Source organism: Pseudomonas paeninsulae, from assembly GCF_035621475.1.
Taxonomy (GTDB): Bacteria; Pseudomonadota; Gammaproteobacteria; order Pseudomonadales; family Pseudomonadaceae; genus Aquipseudomonas; species Aquipseudomonas paeninsulae.
Map to the genome: position 1 here is coordinate 1,639,270 of NZ_CP141799.1, position 16,279 is coordinate 1,655,548.

Below are 16,279 nucleotides of genomic sequence, written 5' to 3' on the forward strand. Positions count from 1 at the left end.
GCGTATGGCGCTTATGCATTGCGGAGCACCTACTTGGCAGAGCTATTGGCTGATGTTTTGCTGTGCGGGTATGAGCCAGATAAGCCAGACCGGCCTTAACTGTTGAAATGATCATGCGGAACTTTGCAGAAGCCCTGAGACGGCACATCCAGTGCACTATTGAATTTGCTCGACATGTTCTGGAATGCAATAAGGCCAGTGAGCTCAATAATGCTGTCCTCGTCAAAGAAGTTGTTAAGCCTTGCCATCAACTCATCGCTCACCTGTCGATCCGAGTAGGTGATAGCCTCGGTATATTCGAGTACCACCTGCTCTTTTGCGTCAAATAGACTGCTTTCCCTCCACTCCAATAGGTTTTCAACTTTTTCCATTGAGCCAGTGCGTTTGGCAAGTGTCGCAGAGTTTATGTCGACACAAAAATTGCACCAATTGATTTGCGATACTCTTACGGTGACCAATGAGCGCAAGGCAGGGCTCAGTGGTGATCCTTTCCTGTCCAGTACGCCATAAAGAACGGCGACCGCTCCGAATAGTTGCGGCACACGCGCCCACAGCAAACCGGGTTGCAGAACTGCCCCGTACTTTCTTTTCTGTTTCCAGAAGAAGGGACGTAACGCCCACGGGTATTCATTTATTTGTTTCGTGGATACTCTCACCGACCACCTCTGATTTCGCTCGCACGTGGTTCAGCATATCTCTCCCTGACGGTCGCTGGGCGACCCGCTCAGTCGCGTAAATTTTTCTGTGCCTTGTGATTGGGCCAGGATGAGAAGGCCAGGAAGTAAAGGAGGACAAGGTTGACGATGGGTAGCAGCATCAACAGTCCCAGCCACTGTGAATACCCTGCCTTCTTGAATATTAAACAAAAAGGCAGGGTAACCAGGGCTGCAAAGACCAGCATCATCAAAGGCCCAAACGGCCACATCGTTGAGTCATGCATAGCGTGTCTCCGTGTTGTTGATCAATTCAACTCGAGTCTAAACGTCAACTGAGCTCACTGCTGTCATCAGTCGATTACCACTCGGCGCAGGCGCAGGGCGTTGAACACAACCGAAGCAGAGCTCACGCTCATGGCCAGCGCCGCGATCATCGGGGAAAGCAGAAGGCCAGTAAGGGGATACAGCAGGCCAGCTGCCAGCGGTATGCCCATGGCGTTATAGAGGAAGGCGAAAGCAAGGTTCTGGTGCATGTTCTTCACCGTGGCGACGGACAGGGTGCGTGCCCGTAGGATGCCCATCAAGTCGCCTTTCACCAGGGTCACCTGGGCGCTGTTCATCGCCACATCGGTGCCTGTTCCCATGGCGATGCCCACATCGGATCGGGCCAAGGCCGGGGCGTCATTAATGCCATCACCGGCCATGGCCACGCGCCGGCCGTATCCTTGCAAGTCCGCCACCAGCTTCTCTTTGTCCTGGGGTTTTACCTCGCCATGCACCTCTTCGATACCCAGTTGCCTGGCCACGGCGCGCGCCGTGGTCAACCCATCGCCTGTCGCCATGATGACCTTGACGTCCTCGGCCTGCAGTCTGCGGACAGCTTCCTTGGAAGTGGGCTTGATCGGGTCCGATACGGCCAGTATGCCTGCCAGCGCACCGTTCACCGCCAGGTAGATAATACTAATGGCATCGGCCCGCAATTGTTCGGCGCGGTCCTGCAAGGCGCTGATATTGACGCCAGCGTCTTCCATCAAGGCGCTATTGCCCAGCTGCAGCTGCTTGCCTTCGATCTGCCCGCGCACACCGATCCCCGAACCGGATTCGAAACTGTCCGGCTTGGCCAGCTCCAGCCCTTCGGCTCGGGCGTGTTCGACGATCGCGTGGGCCAATGGGTGCTCGCTGCCCTGGTCGAGGCTGGCGGCCAGGCGCAGCACTTCATTGGCTTCGACCGATGGCGTGCCTTCGACGCTGTGGAAGACTGGACGGCCCTCGGTCAAGGTGCCGGTCTTGTCGACGATCAGGGTATCGATCTTGCACAGGTTTTCGATGGCGCTGGCATCCCGGAACAGCACGCCGCTACTGGCGGCCTTGCCGGTAGCCACCATGATCGACATCGGGGTGGCCAAGCCAAGGGCGCAGGGACAGGCGATGATGAGCACAGCCACGGCGTTGATCAGGCCGAAGACCCAGCCGGGCTCTGGGCCGAACAGCCCCCAGCCGAGAAAGGTCAGCAGCGCGATGCTGATGACGCCGACCACAAAGTAGCCGGCAATGGTATCGGCAATGCGTTGCATTGGCGCTTTCGAGCGTTGTGCGCGAACTACCATCTGCACGATCTGGGCGAGAGTGGTGTCGCCGCCAACCTTCTGCGCTTCCATCACCAGGCTGCCGTTGGCATTCAGGGTGGCGCCGATCAGTGGGTCGCCTGGTTTCTTCATCACCGGCACGGGTTCGCCGGTCAGCATCGACTCGTCGACGGCACTTTCGCCCTCCAGCACGGTGCCATCGACCGGGACCTTCTCGCCGGGACGCACCCGCAGGTGGTCACCCTGGTGCACATCGCCCAGGGGCACATCCTCTTCCTGTCCATCCGGGTTGATCCGACGTGCCGTCTTGGGCGCCAGGCCTAGCAGGGATTTGATCGCGGCCGAGGTCTGCGAGCGTGCCTTGAGTTCTAGCATCTGGCCCAGCAGTGTCAGGGAGATGATTACCGCGGCAGCCTCGAAGTAGACGCCGATGCGTCCGTCCTGCATGAAATTCTGCGGGAACAGTTGCGGGAACAGGGTGGCGGCGACGCTGTACAGGTAGGCTGCGGAGGTACCGAGGCCGATCAGGGTCCACATGTTCGGACTGCGCTGACGGATAGAGGCGACCCCACGGACGAAGAATGGCCATCCCGCCCAAAGGACTATCGGGCTGGCGATGAGCAGTTCGACCCAGTTCTGTGTGCTGCCGTGAAACAACTGTAGCGCGTGCCCGGCCATGGCCAGGACTGTCACGACGATTGTCAGCGGCAGGGTCCACCAGAAACGCCGGGTGAAATCCTTCAGTTCTGGATTTTCCTCTTCATCGAGTTCCGGCATAAGCGGCTCTAGGGCCATGCCGCAGATGGGGCACGCCCCCGGACCTGGCTGACGGATCTCGGGGTGCATGGGGCAGGTGTACTCGGTTGCTCCGGCCTGCTCAGGCGGTTGCTCGGTCGGCTCGGCGGCGTGCTGCTGGTTCAGGTAGCGGGTCGGGTCGGCGTGAAATTTGTCCTGGCATTTCTGGCTGCAGAAACGATAGGTCTCGCCCTCGCACTGCTCGCTGAACGGGCTGTCGGATTCTACCTGCATGCCGCACACCGGGTCGTGGGCACTTTCCAGCGATTGATTCGCCGAATGCTTGTGATTGTGGTCGTGATGGCCGGCAGAGGAGGGCATGGGTTATTTCCTTATCTCGTCTCAGGGCATCGGTTTCGCCGTGACGAAGTCTATGGGCGCCATGGTGGTGGCCAGGTACATCAGCGGGCACAGCAACAGTATCAGGTAGGTAGGGTCAGGGGCGTGTGGGCATATTGTCCCTGGGCCAGATAGAACGGGCGGATAACTGGCGGCGTGATCAAGGCGATGCTTGCCTTGATTTTCCAGAACGGCAGAGCTGGGTCATGGGAGTGATGCTGCGTATTCGCATGATTCAAATCCTACCGCAGCAATAGTGCGCGTTGCTCGGTTCGGAGCCACTCAGAATAGACAGCCGCCTTTGCCAACAGCTGATGCAAATTAAGCCAGCATCGTTTCACTTTGACTTGGCCGAGCATTCCCGACTGTGGATTACAGCTTGTTTCAGTAATAAAGAGCGGCGCCATTGAGGCGCCGCTAGGCCAAGGGAGCAATTGGAGAAAGGCCTTGAAAAGGTTTACGAAAACAAGCGCTGTTCACTTATCCCGTACTCGTTACTACAGCCTAGACAGCGTTCCCTGACAGCCACCTGAAGCCAAGATTACATTTCTGTAAGCTTCTGGTTGGTGTGATGGATTAGCGGCACACTCAGGGCTTCTGCAACCTGGGAATCGCCGCATGAAAATTTTAGTAGCCGAAGATGAACCCAAAACCGGCACTTACTTGCAGCAGGGCCTGCGCGAAGCGGGGTTCAATGTAGACCGGGTAATGACCGGCACCGATGCCCTCCAGTACACCATCGACGAAGCCTATGACCTGTTGATCCTCGACGTCATGATGCCGGGCCTGGATGGCTGGGAAGTGCTGCGCAGGGTGCGGGCGGCCGGAAAGGATGTCCCTGTGCTATTCCTCACAGCCCGTGATGGGGTCGAGGATCGGGTCAAGGGACTCGAATTGGGAGCGGACGACTACCTGGTCAAGCCATTCGCCTTCTCGGAACTGCTAGCCCGGGTCAGGACGCTGCTGCGCCGCGGCAACAGCGCGCCGAGCCTGTCGAGTATGCAGATTGCCGATCTGCAAGTGGATTTGCTCAAGCGCAGGGCCATTCGTAGCGGCAAGCGTATCGACCTGACGGCCAAGGAATTTGCCCTGCTTGAGCTGCTCTTGCGTCGGCGTGGCGAGGTGCTGCCGAAGTCATTGATTGCCTCCCAAGTCTGGGATATGAACTTCGACAGCGACACCAACGTCATCGAGGTCGCGATCCGGCGCTTGCGCGCGAAAATCGACGACGACTTCGCGGTGAAGCTTATCCACACCGTGCGAGGCATGGGCTACATGCTCGACGAGCCGGGGGCGCAATGAACCGACTGTCCCTGACCACCCGCATGAGCTTGATGTTCATGCTGGCAGTGGCGGTAGTCTTGAGCGTTGCAGCGCTAAGTTTCAATCGACTCAGCCAGCATCACTTTATGCTATTGGATCGGCAGATCCTGGTTGAGAAACTCGAGTCCACTCAGGCCATTCTCGGTGGCTCGGAAGGTGGAGTGAACTTCGCTGAGCTGCAACCGCAACTGCGCGCCTTACTTGGCGCGCACCACGATCTGACGGGCATCATCTTGGCCGGCGACGGCAGCGTGCTGTTCGCCGACCCTGCTCCGGTCAACATCCCTGCACAGTTTCGCGCGTACCCTGAGAGACGACTTTGGGAGTGGAGTGGCCAAGAACAGATGTACCGCGGCATCACTGCACAGGTGGCTGCGCCAGGCCAGGACCAGCCGCTCACGGTGATGCTGGTTCTCGATGTCACTCATCACATGTCGTTTTTCGAGACCTTGCAGCGCTGGTTTTGGATCGGCCTGATCATCAGTGCCCTGGTCAGTGCGGGGCTGGGCTGGATCGTTGCCCGTAGCGGCCTGCGGCCGCTGCGCCAGGTTACCCAGATGGCCACATCAGTGTCGGCCAAGTCGCTCAAGGAACGCATCCCGCTGGAGCCTGTGCCGCTGGAGTTGCAGCAACTGGTGTCTTCGTTCAACGCCATGCTGGGCAGACTGGACGATGCCTTCGTTCGGCTCTCTAACTTCTCCGCCGACATCGCCCACGAGCTACGAACGCCGGTTAGCAGCCTGATGACCCACACCGAGGTCATTCTCAGCAGAAAGCGCGACGTCGGCGCCTACGAGGAAAACCTCTACTCGAATCTGGAAGATCTGAAGCGCATGGCGCGGATGATTGATGACATGCTGTTCCTGGCCAAATCGGACAATGGGCTGATCAGCCCAGCGCACCAGCAAATCGCCCTCGAAACTGTGGTTGGCAAGCTGCTCGACTATTATCAGCTGCTGGCCGACGACCGTGGAATCGAGCTCAGAGTCACTGGTTCTGCCTGTGTTCGGGGCGATGTACTGATGCTGCACCGCGCCATATCGAACCTGCTGTCCAATGCGCTGCGTTACACCCCCGAAGGGCAGAGCATCTCGGTGAAGATCCAGCAGTCGGGTTCCTCTGCACGACTGAGCGTGGAGAATCCTGGGGAAACCATCCCGCCGGAGCACCTCGACCGGCTGTTCGACAGGTTTTACCGTGCCGATCCTGCGCGCCGAGAGGGCAGCCCGAGCAATGCCGGCTTGGGCTTGGCAATCACCCTCTCGATCGTTGAGGCCCACCAGGGCAGGATCTGGTGCACCTCGGCAAATGGCAGGACGGCTTTCCACATGGAGTTCCCCAATCAGGACTGTCTCAGGAACTGAATGACTAAAGAACAGTTGCGTGCAGAGCTGGAACGAAAAGCTAAAAGCCTTATCGACAGGGGCGGTGGCGAAGTAACGCTGTATGCCGCCCAGACCAAGCCCGATAAGCGCCCTTGGCGAAAGTCACCTAGCCGGCTCAATGACGCATTTCAAGCGGAACTCCGGCAGGTCGAGAGTCTGGAGATGGGGACGCTTGAGGGGGCCCGCCGATGACCGCACCTCAGGGGGTCTGCTGGCGCGGTAAAGCCTGGATCTCACCTGGGCTCGGGATCTTTCTGGGGCACGCCGGCAGCCATGATTGGCATAGCCACATGGCGCATCAAATCACCATCAGCTTGAATGCCCGCCTGACTGTTAAGTCCCCATCCGAGTCTGTAACGGCAGAGGCCATTTGCATCAGGGCAGGGGTGACCCATCAGATCGAAGCTGATGAAGTGTTGTCGATCTACCTCGATGCGCTGTCGGATGAGGCGCGAGCCCTTCCCAACACCACCGGAACCATCGTGCCGATCGAACTGGGGGATACCGGGCCTCTACTAGAGTTACTGAGTAGTGCTGCCCCCTTGGCCCAGCATATTCGGCAGAGGGTGCGTCGCGTCCTCAACCTCTCGACCCCAGCGCCATCCGATCCGCGCCTGCAGTCGATCATCGAGGCGTTGCGCGAGCCAATCAATGGCCGGCAAGCACTGGCCAAACGCGTGCACCTGTCGCCGACCCGGTTCTCCCACTGGTTCGTCGAGCAGACCGGCCTGCCGCTGCGCAGCTACCGAAAATGGAGTCGCCTGGTCATGGCGCTGCAGCATATCGCCAGCGGCGCCAACCTGACCGAAGCGGCCCACGCTGCCGGCTTCTCCGACGCGGCGCACTTTTCCCGTACCTTCCGCGAGCTGTTTGGCCTCGACCCGTCATCGGCGTTAGGTCATGTCAGCCTGAAAGGCTGAACTCAGCTTTTTCGTTCAAGCGCCATCACCGCTGATTGGCACAAAGTGGAGTCATCTTAGGGAGGGCTTCACGATGAGCAATGCACTCAGGTTCATGATTCGCTGGTTCAGTTACCCAGTTATATTCGGCGGCGCGGCAGCTAGCATGATCTGGTTGCTCTACAGGGGTATCCCGTACTGGCCCAGCACGCCAATCATCGCCGCCGTAGGGATTCTGTTGCTGGCGCTACTGGAGCGCGTGCAGCCGTTTCGTGAAGACTGGCTGGAAGATCATCTCGACACCCTTACCGACCTCATCCACATGGTCGTGAACCTGTCCGTGATTCAGTTTACGGCAACCGTTTTGGCCAGGCTGGGAGATTGGGTGCCGGCAGAGTTGCGTGTCTTCCCAACAGAGTTGCCGCTGTGGGTTCAACTACTCATAGTCGCCGCGGTGCTGGATCTTAGCCTGTACGCCATGCATCGCATCAGCCATCGAGTTCCGTGGCTGTGGCGCTTGCATGAGCCGCATCACAGCGCGGAACGGCTCTACTGGATGAACGGCGAGCGCCGGCACCCTTTGCATGCGGCCATCATGGCGGGGCCCGGGCTGCTCGTGCTCTTTGCGATGGGCGCTCCGTCGGCACTCGTGGCCACTTGGTTCGGCATCCTGACAGTGCATTTGGCCTTTCAGCACTCGAACCTCAACTACTCGCTGGGCTGGCTAAGTCGCGTCATCGGTGTGGCAGAAATGCATCGTTGGCATCACAAGCGCGACTTCGAGGATGCGCAGGTCAATTTCGGAGAGTTTTTGCTGGTGTGGGATCAGTTGCTTGGAACCTTCTATAGCGGCGCAAGTAAGCCTGGCTGCTTGGAGGTCGGGCTGCGTGATCGGAACTACCCGACTGGTTACGTGGGGCAGTTTTTTCATGCCTTTCAAAGGCATCCAACAGTCGACCCGGGAACGTTGGCTCACATCGTCAACCACGTCGAGTCAGGGTGCGATATGGCTAACGCCAGGGCGGCAGGCAACAACGTGCCAAATGCACCAGGCATCAGACCCTCGTGCAGAGCTGACGCCACGCCCAAGCTCACTACACCAAGGATCAAGCCATCACGACCGCGGTGATGCACGCGCCAGGCGATCAGTAGACCCAGCATCAGAGTAGACAACACATTCAGTGTGCTGCTATCGCTGGATAGCAGACGGTACGGAAATACTAACAGGATGGAGAAATCCAAAAGCGACGTCAGAGAGCGGGCATTATCGACGTTGTACGGCTCGCCAGAACCTGAGCGGGACACGTTGGCCGCCATGACCGTGGCCGGACAGGTGCATCGAGATGAAGACGACGAATATCAGGACTCAGAACCAGTTTTGTGTCAGTCATTCCCTCCTGAAGAAGCTCCTTTCAGGATGTGTGGTATTGGCTGTTCGCCGCGGCTGGCCAAAACGCAGCGGAAACAGCATGAGCAGTTGCGACAGCAGCACTGCCGTCCGTACCTAATTCGAGCCCCTCGACTGATCCTTGATCACAAAAGCGCCTGGGCACCCCTCCGGCAGTACTAACCAGCCTTCCAGGCCCAGCATCATCATGTCCAGGAACAACAAGTCATAAGCTTCGCCGAGAGCATGTGGAGGGCATTAGTACCGATCACTAGTCTATTTACGTCGCTGAAACCGTGTTTTTAGGACGTTCCGGTTTAGGATTTATCATCCGCTATCAGAAATTACATTCGGTGCTGTAAAGGTAGGTGAATCGGCTACCTCAACTTGAAGCTTACAGAAATGTAATCTTGGTCTAAGCCCCCTGTAAGGAAAGGTTGCCTAGGCTGTAGCCATGAGTATTTGATTAAATGCTGGTGCCCTCTGGCAAGAGGGCCGACCACCGCTGTTGGGTAGGAGACTGAATTCATTGTTTTGGATGCTGCACACAGTCCTGATTCGTACTTAAGTATCTTTTACAGAGGGCTCGGTGCTTGGCCTGTGTCTTACACGCAGGTGTAAAAAACGACTTGGTTGCGAGTTAGTCAGTTAATCCTAGATTTGACTCGGTAAATTGATCTGCATCAACTGAATAGTTGCTGTAACGCACTATGGTTCTCTAATGTATCGGGTATCTTGCACGTTAAGTAAGGCAGAGGTTGGATAAGAATTGTTATTTTAGAGTGGAGGCGGACTATGAGTAACGGAAAAGGCTCTTTCTGGTGGTCGCCTAAAGGGCTCGCCGCGCTGGGTCTGATTGGAGCGGTCAGTTACTTTCTGCTGATGGAACATAGCCAGCATGTGTTTGTATTTCTGCCGTTCTTGATCTTTTTGCTATGCCCGTTGATGCATATCTTTATGCATGGAGGGCATGGAGGGCATGGAGGGCATAGCGAGAAGGGGCAGGGCGGCGAAGATACGCCCAAGGTCATGTCCGACGGCAGTGATGCCGAGCGTGCTGCCTATCAGCGTGGACTGGAAGTAGGCAAGCGCCAGTCTGACCACCATCAACACTAAGGAGCTAGGCTATGCACAGTGAGTCCTCTTATGGTCTCTGGACTTTAGTCATACTAAATTCCGCTATTTTCATTTTTTTTGCGTTCAGTTTTACCAAGCCGAAAACCAAGGCCGATTGGCGCAGCCTGGGTGCATTCTCTGCGTTTGTGGTCGCGCTGTTCACTGAAATGTATGGCTTTCCACTGAGTATCTTTTTTTTGTCGGGCTGGCTGACTGAAAAATATCCGGGGGTGGATTTCCTTTCCCATGAAAACGGCCATCTGTGGCATACCCTCTTGGGCTTTGAAGGTAACGCCCACTGGGACCCACTGCATATTGCCAGCAACGTAGTCATCGTACTGGGGTTTTTTATGCTCGCCTCGGCGTGGGCGGTATTGCACAAGGCCCAACAAACCCGATCACTGGCTAGCGCGGGTTGGTATGCCCGCTGCCGCCACCCGCAATACGTCGCTTTTATTATGATTATGTTCGGCTTCTTATTGCAGTGGCCGACGCTCCCCACGCTGGTGATGTTTCCAATATTGGTAGTGGTGTATGTGCGACTGGCCAAACGCGAAGAGCAAATGGCGCTAGCCGAGTTTGGCGACGAATACCGCAGGTATATGCACAACACGCCAGCTTGGATTCCCACTATCAAAACCCTTCAACCCAATGCCGATAAAGTCTGAGGAGACCACTATGAAAAAATTAATTGCAGGTATCGCCATCACCGCCGCACTAGCGACCCCCGTAGTTGCCAGCGAGGATCATCAGCATGGCAATAGCGCGCCAAACGAAGGCATGTCTGGTGCCATGATGATGGATCCGGCGCAGATGATGAAAATGCATGAGCACATGAATTTAATGAAAAAAATGATGACTGAAATAAAGCAAGAAACGAATGTGGAAGTACGCCAAGCGCTGATGGAAAAAGGCCTGAATGAAATGGAGGCCCATATGAACATGATGATGTCCATGGGTACGAAAAATAATAGTCAGGCTGACCATGCCCATGACTGAAAGATGACGACCAGCAGGCTATCTGCAGAGATGGAGGTAATGACGTGAAAGAGACAGAGGGAAAATCTATGGAAACTTTGATTATTAATATCGATGGCATGCACTGTGGCGGCTGCGTGACCGGTGTGAAAAAAGCGCTCAACCACGCACACGGCGTGCAATCAGCCGCCGTTTCGCTGGAGGCGGGGCAAGCGACTGTTACCTACGATCCGACTCACGTCAGTGCAACCGCTCTTGTCTCGGCAGTCGTGGCTGCTGGTTACTCGGTCCGCACCAATGTCGAACCTGAATCCGTTCCCGTCCAGGCAGGGCAGTGCGGTTCCGGTAGTGGTAAGAGCAAAGGCGGCTGCTGTTGCTCATGAAAAATCACAGGCGGTCGTATTTCCGGGCGCCGGCAATGACGGCTGCACCCCGATATGCCTGATGGGTAGGGATACCGACGCGGCTGACCAAAGTGCCGCTGGCGCGCCTCGATCCGCCCGCAAGTGCCTCTGCCAGCCAGCGACGTACACGTCATACGTATTGAGTCCAATGGGAGATGAATGATGAGCGAAAACAAGCATCGTCTAGGCGTTTCAGAAACCAATTTGGTTGTGCGTCATCTCAAGCTTGCACCTCAGAACCTAGGGCAAGTTGGGGATGCGATTAAAGAAATCGATAACATTTATGGCTTGGATGGCGTGTCCTTCGACGAGAAAACACAAGTGTTTGTTGCCGCTGACCGAAAACTGACCCAGTAGAGGCTGTTCTGCCGACTGAAAACTGACCCAGGTGTTCAACTGCTCCTGCTCAATTTTTGAGCAGGAGAACACAGGGTGATCAGTATGGAAATGATGGGCAAAATTCGCCGGATGTACTTCCGCGACAAGCTGTCGCTGCATGAGATAGCCAAGCGCACGGGGTTGGCGCGCAACACGATTCGCAAGTGGGTCAGAGCACCGGAGGCGAAGCAGCCGGTGTACCTGCGTAAGGCCATTTTCAACAAGCTGAGTGCTTTTCACTCCACGCTGGAGCAGGCGCTAAAAGCCGATTCGCTGCGGCCCAAGCAACAGCGGCGCAGTGCCAAGGCGCTGTTGGCGCAAATCAAAGCCGAGGGGTACGACGGTGGCTATAGCCAGCTCACCGCGTTTGTCCGTGCCTGGCGTGGTGAGCAGGGCAAGGCGTTGCAGGCCTTTGTGCCGCTGACCTTTGCCTTGGGCGAGGCGTTTCAGTTCGACTGGAGCGAAGAGGGTTTGCTGATCGGCGGCATTTACCGGCGCATGCAGGTGGCGCACCTGAAGCTGTGCGCCAGCCGTGCGTTCTGGCTGGTGGCATATCCGAGCCAGGGCCACGAGATGCTGTTCGACGCCCATACGCGAGCGTTCGGCGCGTTGGGTGGCGTGCCGCGCCGGGGCATCTACGACAACATGAAGACCGCCGTCGACAAGGTCAACAAGGGCAAAGGCCGCACGGTGAATGCGCGCTTCGCGGTGATGTGCGCGCATTACCTGTTCGACCCGGACTTCTGCAACGTCGCCTCGGGTTGGGAAAAGGGCATCGTTGAAAAGAACGTGCAGGACAGCCGCAGGCGTATCTGGTTAGACGCCCAAGATCATCAATTTCACTCCTTCGAAGAACTCAATGCCTGGCTGGGCCAGCGCTGCCGGGCACTCTGGAGCGAGCTGGCGCACCCGCAATACGGCGGCCTGAGCGTGGCCGAGGTGCTGGAGTTGGAGCGGGCCGAACTGATGCCTATGCCTGCGCCCTTCGATGGTTACGTCGAGCGGGCGGCACGGGTTTCCAGCACCTGCCTGGTCAGCGTCGGGCGCAACCGCTACTCGGTGCCTTGTGAGTACGCAGGTAAGTGGGTCAGCAGCCGTTTGTATACGACCCGAATCGAAGTAGTCGCGGATGACGCACTGATCGCCAACCACGGGCGTTTGCTGGACCGCGACCAGGTCAGCTATGACTGGCAGCACTACATCCCGCTGATCGAGCGCAAGCCCGGCGCGCTGCGTAACGGCGCGCCCTTTGCCGATCTGCCAGCGCCGCTGCGTCAGCTCAAGCACGGTTTGGGCCGGCATGCCGGCGGTGACCGGATCATGGCGCAAGTCCTGGCTGCCGTACCGGTCGCCGGTCTCGATGCCGTGCTGGTGGCCGTTGACCTGGTACTGGAGAGCGGCAGCCTGAGCGCCGAACATATCCTCAATGTCGTGGCGCGCCTGACAGCGGCTGAGCCACCGCCCAGCGTCGAGACCCACTTGTCGCTCAAGGAAGTCCCCATGGCCAACACGGCGCGCTACGACCGCCTGCGTGGCCAGACCGAGGAGACCGGTCATGCGTGATCTCATGGCGGAACTCAAGGAGCTGCGCCTGCACGGCATGGCCACTGCCTGGGCGGAGTTGACTGCGCAGGGTGAGTCGAACACAGCCTCGTCCAAGTGGCTGCTCGAACACCTGCTGGAACAAGAACACACAGATCGCGCCATGCGCTCGGTGAGCCACCAAATGAACATGGCCAAGCTGCCGATGCACCGCGATCTGGCCGGCTTCGACTTCAGCTCCTCCAGCGCCGACGCCCGCCTGATCAGCGAGCTGGCCAGCCTAGCCTTTACCGACACCGCGCAGAACGTGGTACTGATCGGTGGGCCAGGCACCGGTAAAACCCACCTGGCCACCGCGCTGGCCGTGTCCGGCATCACCCGGCACGGCAAGCGCGTGCGCTTCTACTCCACGGTCGATCTGGTCAATCTGCTGGAGCGCGAGAAGCACGACGGCAAAGCCGGGCGGATCGCTCAGGCCCTGCAGCGCATGGATCTGGTCATCCTCGACGAGCTGGGCTATCTGCCGTTCAGCCAGGCCGGCGGCGCCCTGTTGTTTCACCTGCTGTCCAAGCTGTACGAACACACCAGCGTGGTGATCACCACCAACCTGAGCTTCGCCGAATGGTCGAGCGTGTTCGGCGACGCCAAGATGACCACCGCCCTACTGGATCGGCTAACCCACCACTGCCACATCGTCGAAACCGGCAACGAGTCCTATCGCTTGCAACACAGCAGCTTGGCGGCCCAGGCAAAGATCAAATCACGGGAACGAAAACGTAAGGCTGGCCAGGAACCGGAGGACGACGAACCGTTTTGACCATGCCGAACGAGTGGCCTGCTGCATGACAGCATGCGGCAGGTTTTCAACAACTGAACTGGGCTAACGAAAGAGGGGGATCAAGAGCAGCTGCGTTGATAGACTTATCCACAGTTGCTGGTAAAGAAATCAGCAATCCGCCCTGGGTCAAATTTCAATCGGCAGGGTGGGTCAATTTTCCATCAGCGCCAACACAAGTGTTGAACCTGGCCTACAATGCCGCACGTGTCAGCATCGACTGCGTTGAGGAAGTGTTGAGCAAGTTCGAGATTGAGGTGGGTCACGGTTGGTGGACGCATTTCAAGGAGGGGCACTACCGTTTTGTCGATCAGAACATCAAAGACAACGCCGCGCACCAGCCCTGGAGCTGCCATCAAACGCCGCCTGGGACAAAACGCAAGCCTTAACTGGAGATGACGATGGACGATAACTCCCTGTTAGTTCTGGTGAGCATGGATATCGACACCCACCAAGAGCCTGTGGTGTGCATGCGCAGCGATTGCCATGTGTGTCGCTCTGTCCAACCAGAAGCTTACGAAAATGTAATCCTAGCTTCAGGCCTCTGTCAGGTTGACTTGCTCTAGGGATGATCTGAAGTAGTCATGTATTTCTGGCTGACGTCAGTCTGCGCCGATTTTGAAAGCGGTAAAACGATCTGATCGCCCACTCATTGTTCATGGATACAGTTATCAAAGCCGGCAACGTCTTCCCTGCCAGTACCGTCGTTCAATACGGCGACTCGCGACTTTACCCGAAAGCTTTCGCGGCATCACCGTGGCTAATAACAGCATCGACGGCTTGGCCCAGAGCACCTAAAAACAGAATGTTGGAGGCGAAGGGAATCGAACCATCGTCATGAGCTTGGGAGGCTCAAGAACCACCTAGCCAGACTGTTTGCCCACACTTCGACGGCGGTGCCGAAAACTGGGGTACGCAGACGCCTCTCGGCAGTGCGTGTGCAGATCGCCACTGGTGGCTGTAGCTGCGCGTCAGCACCGTGGCTGTGCCAGTGGCGTGCTGTGCGAGCTACCATACCCGAGCGATGACACTCAACTGATTACCCAGGCGCCCTGGCCTGCCTGGAGCAGGTGTACCGGTTCGGGTTTCGCCTTCTCCAAGGTCGAGGTGCTGCTGCTCGTCCTGTGCCCGCTCGGCGAGTACACCGTCAACCTGCACCCCGAGACCCAACAAGAGGAATCGCAGAAGGTGATGGCAGTGCTCGATTCGGAGGGCGCGAAGTGCGGTTGGGGTTGGGACGCCTTGCGCTCAGGCTTCGTGCCGTCGACGCCGGGGTGGATAATGCGGCGTGATACGTCGGAGTTTGACCACAAGTCTTGATGGCTCCTGGTCTGTAAAGAGGGGATAAACGGTATGATGTTTAGCTACCGTTCGTCGGTTGATGAGTGGTTCTCGTGGTGTCCAGCGCAGAAAATCCAGTCGAGAAAAAAGCGGGTATAAAGGCGGGTATCGGTTGGCGCAATTCTTTTATTTATACAAGAAAAATCAATGATTTATGAGTGAAAGAAAAATCATCCACGTTGACTGTGACTGCTTCTATGCCGCTATCGAGATGCGTGACGACCCGAGCCTGGCCGGCAAGCCGTTGGCGGTGGGGGGCGCTGCGGACCGCCGTGGGGTGATCGCTACTTGCAATTACGAGGCCCGTGCCTATGGGATACGTTCGGCGATGGCCTCCGGGCATGCGCTGAAACTGTGCCCCGACTTGCTGATCGTCAAGCCGCGGATGGACGCCTACAAGGCGGTGTCGCGCGAAATTCAGGCGATCTTCCGTGAGTACACCGAGCTGATCGAGCCATTGTCGCTGGATGAAGCCTATCTGGACGTTTCGGAAAGCCCGCACTTTGCCGGTAGCGCCACGCGTATCGCCCAGGATATTCGTCGGCGGGTCTCGCAGGAACTGCACATCACCGTTTCGGCGGGCGTGGCGCCGAACAAGTTCCTGGCCAAGATCGCTAGCGACTGGAAGAAACCCAACGGTTTGTTCGTGATCACCCCGGATCAGGTCGAGGCGTTCGTGGCTGCCTTGCCGGTGAGTAAATTGCACGGGGTCGGCAAGGTAACCGCCGACAAGCTGGCGCGGCGCGGCATCCGCACCTGCGCGGATCTGCGCGAGTGGCAGAAGTTGGGCTTGGTGAAAGAGTTCGGCAGCTTCGGCGAGCGCCTCTGGGGGCTGGCCCGTGGCATCGACGAGCGCCCGGTGCAGACCGACAGCCGCCGGCAAACGGTCAGCGTGGAAACCACCTACGACCAGGATCTGCCGGATCTGCCGGCCTGCCTGACGCAACTGCCGCAGTTGCTCGACGAGTTGACGAGGCGCATGACGCGGCTGGATGCCAGTTATCGGCCGGACAAGCCCTTCGTCAAGATCAAGTTCCACGACTTCACCCAGACCACCCTGGAGCAGGCCGGGGCGCGCTGGGATCTGGACAGTTACCGGCTGCTGCTGAGCGCGGCTTTCGCGCGCGGCAACAAGCCGGTGCGTTTGTTGGGCGTCGGCGTGCGCCTGCACGACTTGCGTGGGCGGCATGAGCAGTTGGAGTTGTTTGCGCGGTAGGTGGCCCCGCGGATACATCTGCGTGCCACGATCTATGGGTAGGGGCGAGTAGGGTGGGCTTCAGCCCACCGGAGCGGTAATCGAGGTGAGCTGGGGTCG

The 16,279-nt window shown here is 57.9% G+C and carries 17 protein-coding genes and 2 pseudogenes; 15 read left to right on the top strand and 4 right to left on the bottom strand.

The genetic code is table 11. The features are described from left to right. Positions 1-95 precede the first annotated feature (95 nt). From VCJ09_RS07545 to VCJ09_RS07555, 3 genes are all read right to left on the bottom strand, one after another. A complete protein-coding gene (locus VCJ09_RS07545; RefSeq protein WP_324733797.1) occupies positions 96-656 on the bottom strand; it encodes a carboxymuconolactone decarboxylase family protein in 561 nt (186 codons plus the stop codon). A gap of 68 nt (positions 657-724) precedes the next feature. Continuing rightward, complete coding sequence (locus VCJ09_RS07550) at positions 725-940, bottom strand: hypothetical protein (protein WP_324733798.1); 216 nt, start codon at positions 938-940, stop codon at positions 725-727. A gap of 66 nt (positions 941-1,006) precedes the next feature. Next, positions 1,007-3,358 carry a heavy metal translocating P-type ATPase gene (locus VCJ09_RS07555; protein ID WP_324733799.1) on the bottom strand — a complete coding sequence of 784 codons (2,352 nt, stop codon included), beginning with the start codon at positions 3,356-3,358 and terminating at the stop codon, positions 1,007-1,009. A gap of 636 nt (positions 3,359-3,994) precedes the next feature. Between VCJ09_RS07555 and VCJ09_RS07560 the strand changes: the two genes are divergently transcribed. The 4 genes from VCJ09_RS07560 to VCJ09_RS07575 all read left to right on the top strand — a co-directional run bounded on the left by VCJ09_RS07560 (position 3,995) and on the right by VCJ09_RS07575 (position 8,112). Then, positions 3,995-4,678 carry a heavy metal response regulator transcription factor gene (locus VCJ09_RS07560; protein ID WP_324733800.1) on the top strand — a complete coding sequence of 228 codons (684 nt, stop codon included), beginning with the start codon at positions 3,995-3,997 and terminating at the stop codon, positions 4,676-4,678. Continuing rightward, the gene (locus tag VCJ09_RS07565) at positions 4,675-6,063 is read left to right on the top strand and encodes a heavy metal sensor histidine kinase (protein WP_324733801.1); all 1,389 of its coding nucleotides are present in this window, start codon (positions 4,675-4,677) and stop codon (positions 6,061-6,063) included. Before VCJ09_RS07560 ends, VCJ09_RS07565 begins: the two co-directional genes overlap by 4 nt. A 407-nt stretch (positions 6,064-6,470) precedes the next feature. Next, positions 6,471-7,004, top strand: a complete 534-nt coding sequence (locus VCJ09_RS07570; protein ID WP_324733802.1) for a helix-turn-helix domain-containing protein — start codon at positions 6,471-6,473, stop codon at positions 7,002-7,004. A gap of 73 nt (positions 7,005-7,077) precedes the next feature. Further along, entirely contained in the window at positions 7,078-8,112 is a 1,035-nt protein-coding gene (locus VCJ09_RS07575; protein WP_324733803.1) for a sterol desaturase family protein, read from the top strand. On the opposite strand, the pseudogene VCJ09_RS24740 reads toward VCJ09_RS07575, so the two are convergent. Further along, positions 8,040-8,300, bottom strand: a pseudogene (locus tag VCJ09_RS24740) (TraX family protein); the annotation flags it as partial. The gene VCJ09_RS07575 and the pseudogene VCJ09_RS24740 overlap by 73 nt on opposite strands. Positions 8,301-9,165: 865 nt before the next feature. On the opposite strand from VCJ09_RS24740, the gene VCJ09_RS07585 reads away from it, so the two are divergent. The 11 genes and pseudogenes from VCJ09_RS07585 to dinB all read left to right on the top strand — a co-directional run bounded on the left by VCJ09_RS07585 (position 9,166) and on the right by dinB (position 16,180). Beyond that, the gene (locus VCJ09_RS07585) at positions 9,166-9,486 is read left to right on the top strand and encodes a DUF2933 domain-containing protein (RefSeq protein WP_324733804.1); all 321 of its coding nucleotides are present in this window, start codon (positions 9,166-9,168) and stop codon (positions 9,484-9,486) included. Positions 9,487-9,497: 11 nt separating this feature from the next. Beyond that, positions 9,498-10,154, top strand: coding sequence for a methyltransferase family protein (locus VCJ09_RS07590; protein WP_324733805.1), 657 nt, complete (start codon positions 9,498-9,500; stop codon positions 10,152-10,154). A gap of 10 nt (positions 10,155-10,164) precedes the next feature. After that, on the top strand, positions 10,165-10,485 hold the full coding sequence (locus VCJ09_RS07595; RefSeq protein WP_324733806.1) for a hypothetical protein: 321 nt from the start codon (positions 10,165-10,167) through the stop codon (positions 10,483-10,485). A gap of 68 nt (positions 10,486-10,553) precedes the next feature. After that, complete coding sequence (locus VCJ09_RS07600; RefSeq protein ID WP_324733807.1) at positions 10,554-10,847, top strand: heavy-metal-associated domain-containing protein; 294 nt, start codon at positions 10,554-10,556, stop codon at positions 10,845-10,847. Between the two features lie 183 nt (positions 10,848-11,030). Further along, the gene (locus VCJ09_RS07605; RefSeq protein WP_324733808.1) at positions 11,031-11,225 is read left to right on the top strand and encodes a hypothetical protein; all 195 of its coding nucleotides are present in this window, start codon (positions 11,031-11,033) and stop codon (positions 11,223-11,225) included. Positions 11,226-11,309: 84 nt separating this feature from the next. Continuing rightward, on the top strand, positions 11,310-12,809 hold the full coding sequence (gene istA / locus VCJ09_RS07610; RefSeq protein WP_324734623.1) for an IS21 family transposase: 1,500 nt from the start codon (positions 11,310-11,312) through the stop codon (positions 12,807-12,809). Then, entirely contained in the window at positions 12,802-13,605 is an 804-nt protein-coding gene (istB, locus tag VCJ09_RS07615; RefSeq protein ID WP_324731820.1) for an IS21-like element ISPst3 family helper ATPase IstB, read from the top strand. Before istA ends, istB begins: the two co-directional genes overlap by 8 nt. Positions 13,606-13,700: 95 nt before the next feature. After that, complete coding sequence (locus VCJ09_RS07620) at positions 13,701-14,012, top strand: hypothetical protein (protein WP_324733809.1); 312 nt, start codon at positions 13,701-13,703, stop codon at positions 14,010-14,012. Between the two features lie 266 nt (positions 14,013-14,278). Beyond that, a pseudogene (locus VCJ09_RS24745) lies at positions 14,279-14,409 on the top strand (OprD family outer membrane porin); the annotation flags it as partial. A gap of 168 nt (positions 14,410-14,577) precedes the next feature. Further along, complete coding sequence (locus VCJ09_RS07625) at positions 14,578-14,943, top strand: hypothetical protein (protein WP_324733810.1); 366 nt, start codon at positions 14,578-14,580, stop codon at positions 14,941-14,943. A gap of 175 nt (positions 14,944-15,118) precedes the next feature. Next, positions 15,119-16,180 carry a DNA polymerase IV gene (dinB, locus tag VCJ09_RS07630; protein WP_324733811.1) on the top strand — a complete coding sequence of 354 codons (1,062 nt, stop codon included), beginning with the start codon at positions 15,119-15,121 and terminating at the stop codon, positions 16,178-16,180. Positions 16,181-16,279: the final 99 nt, after the last annotated feature.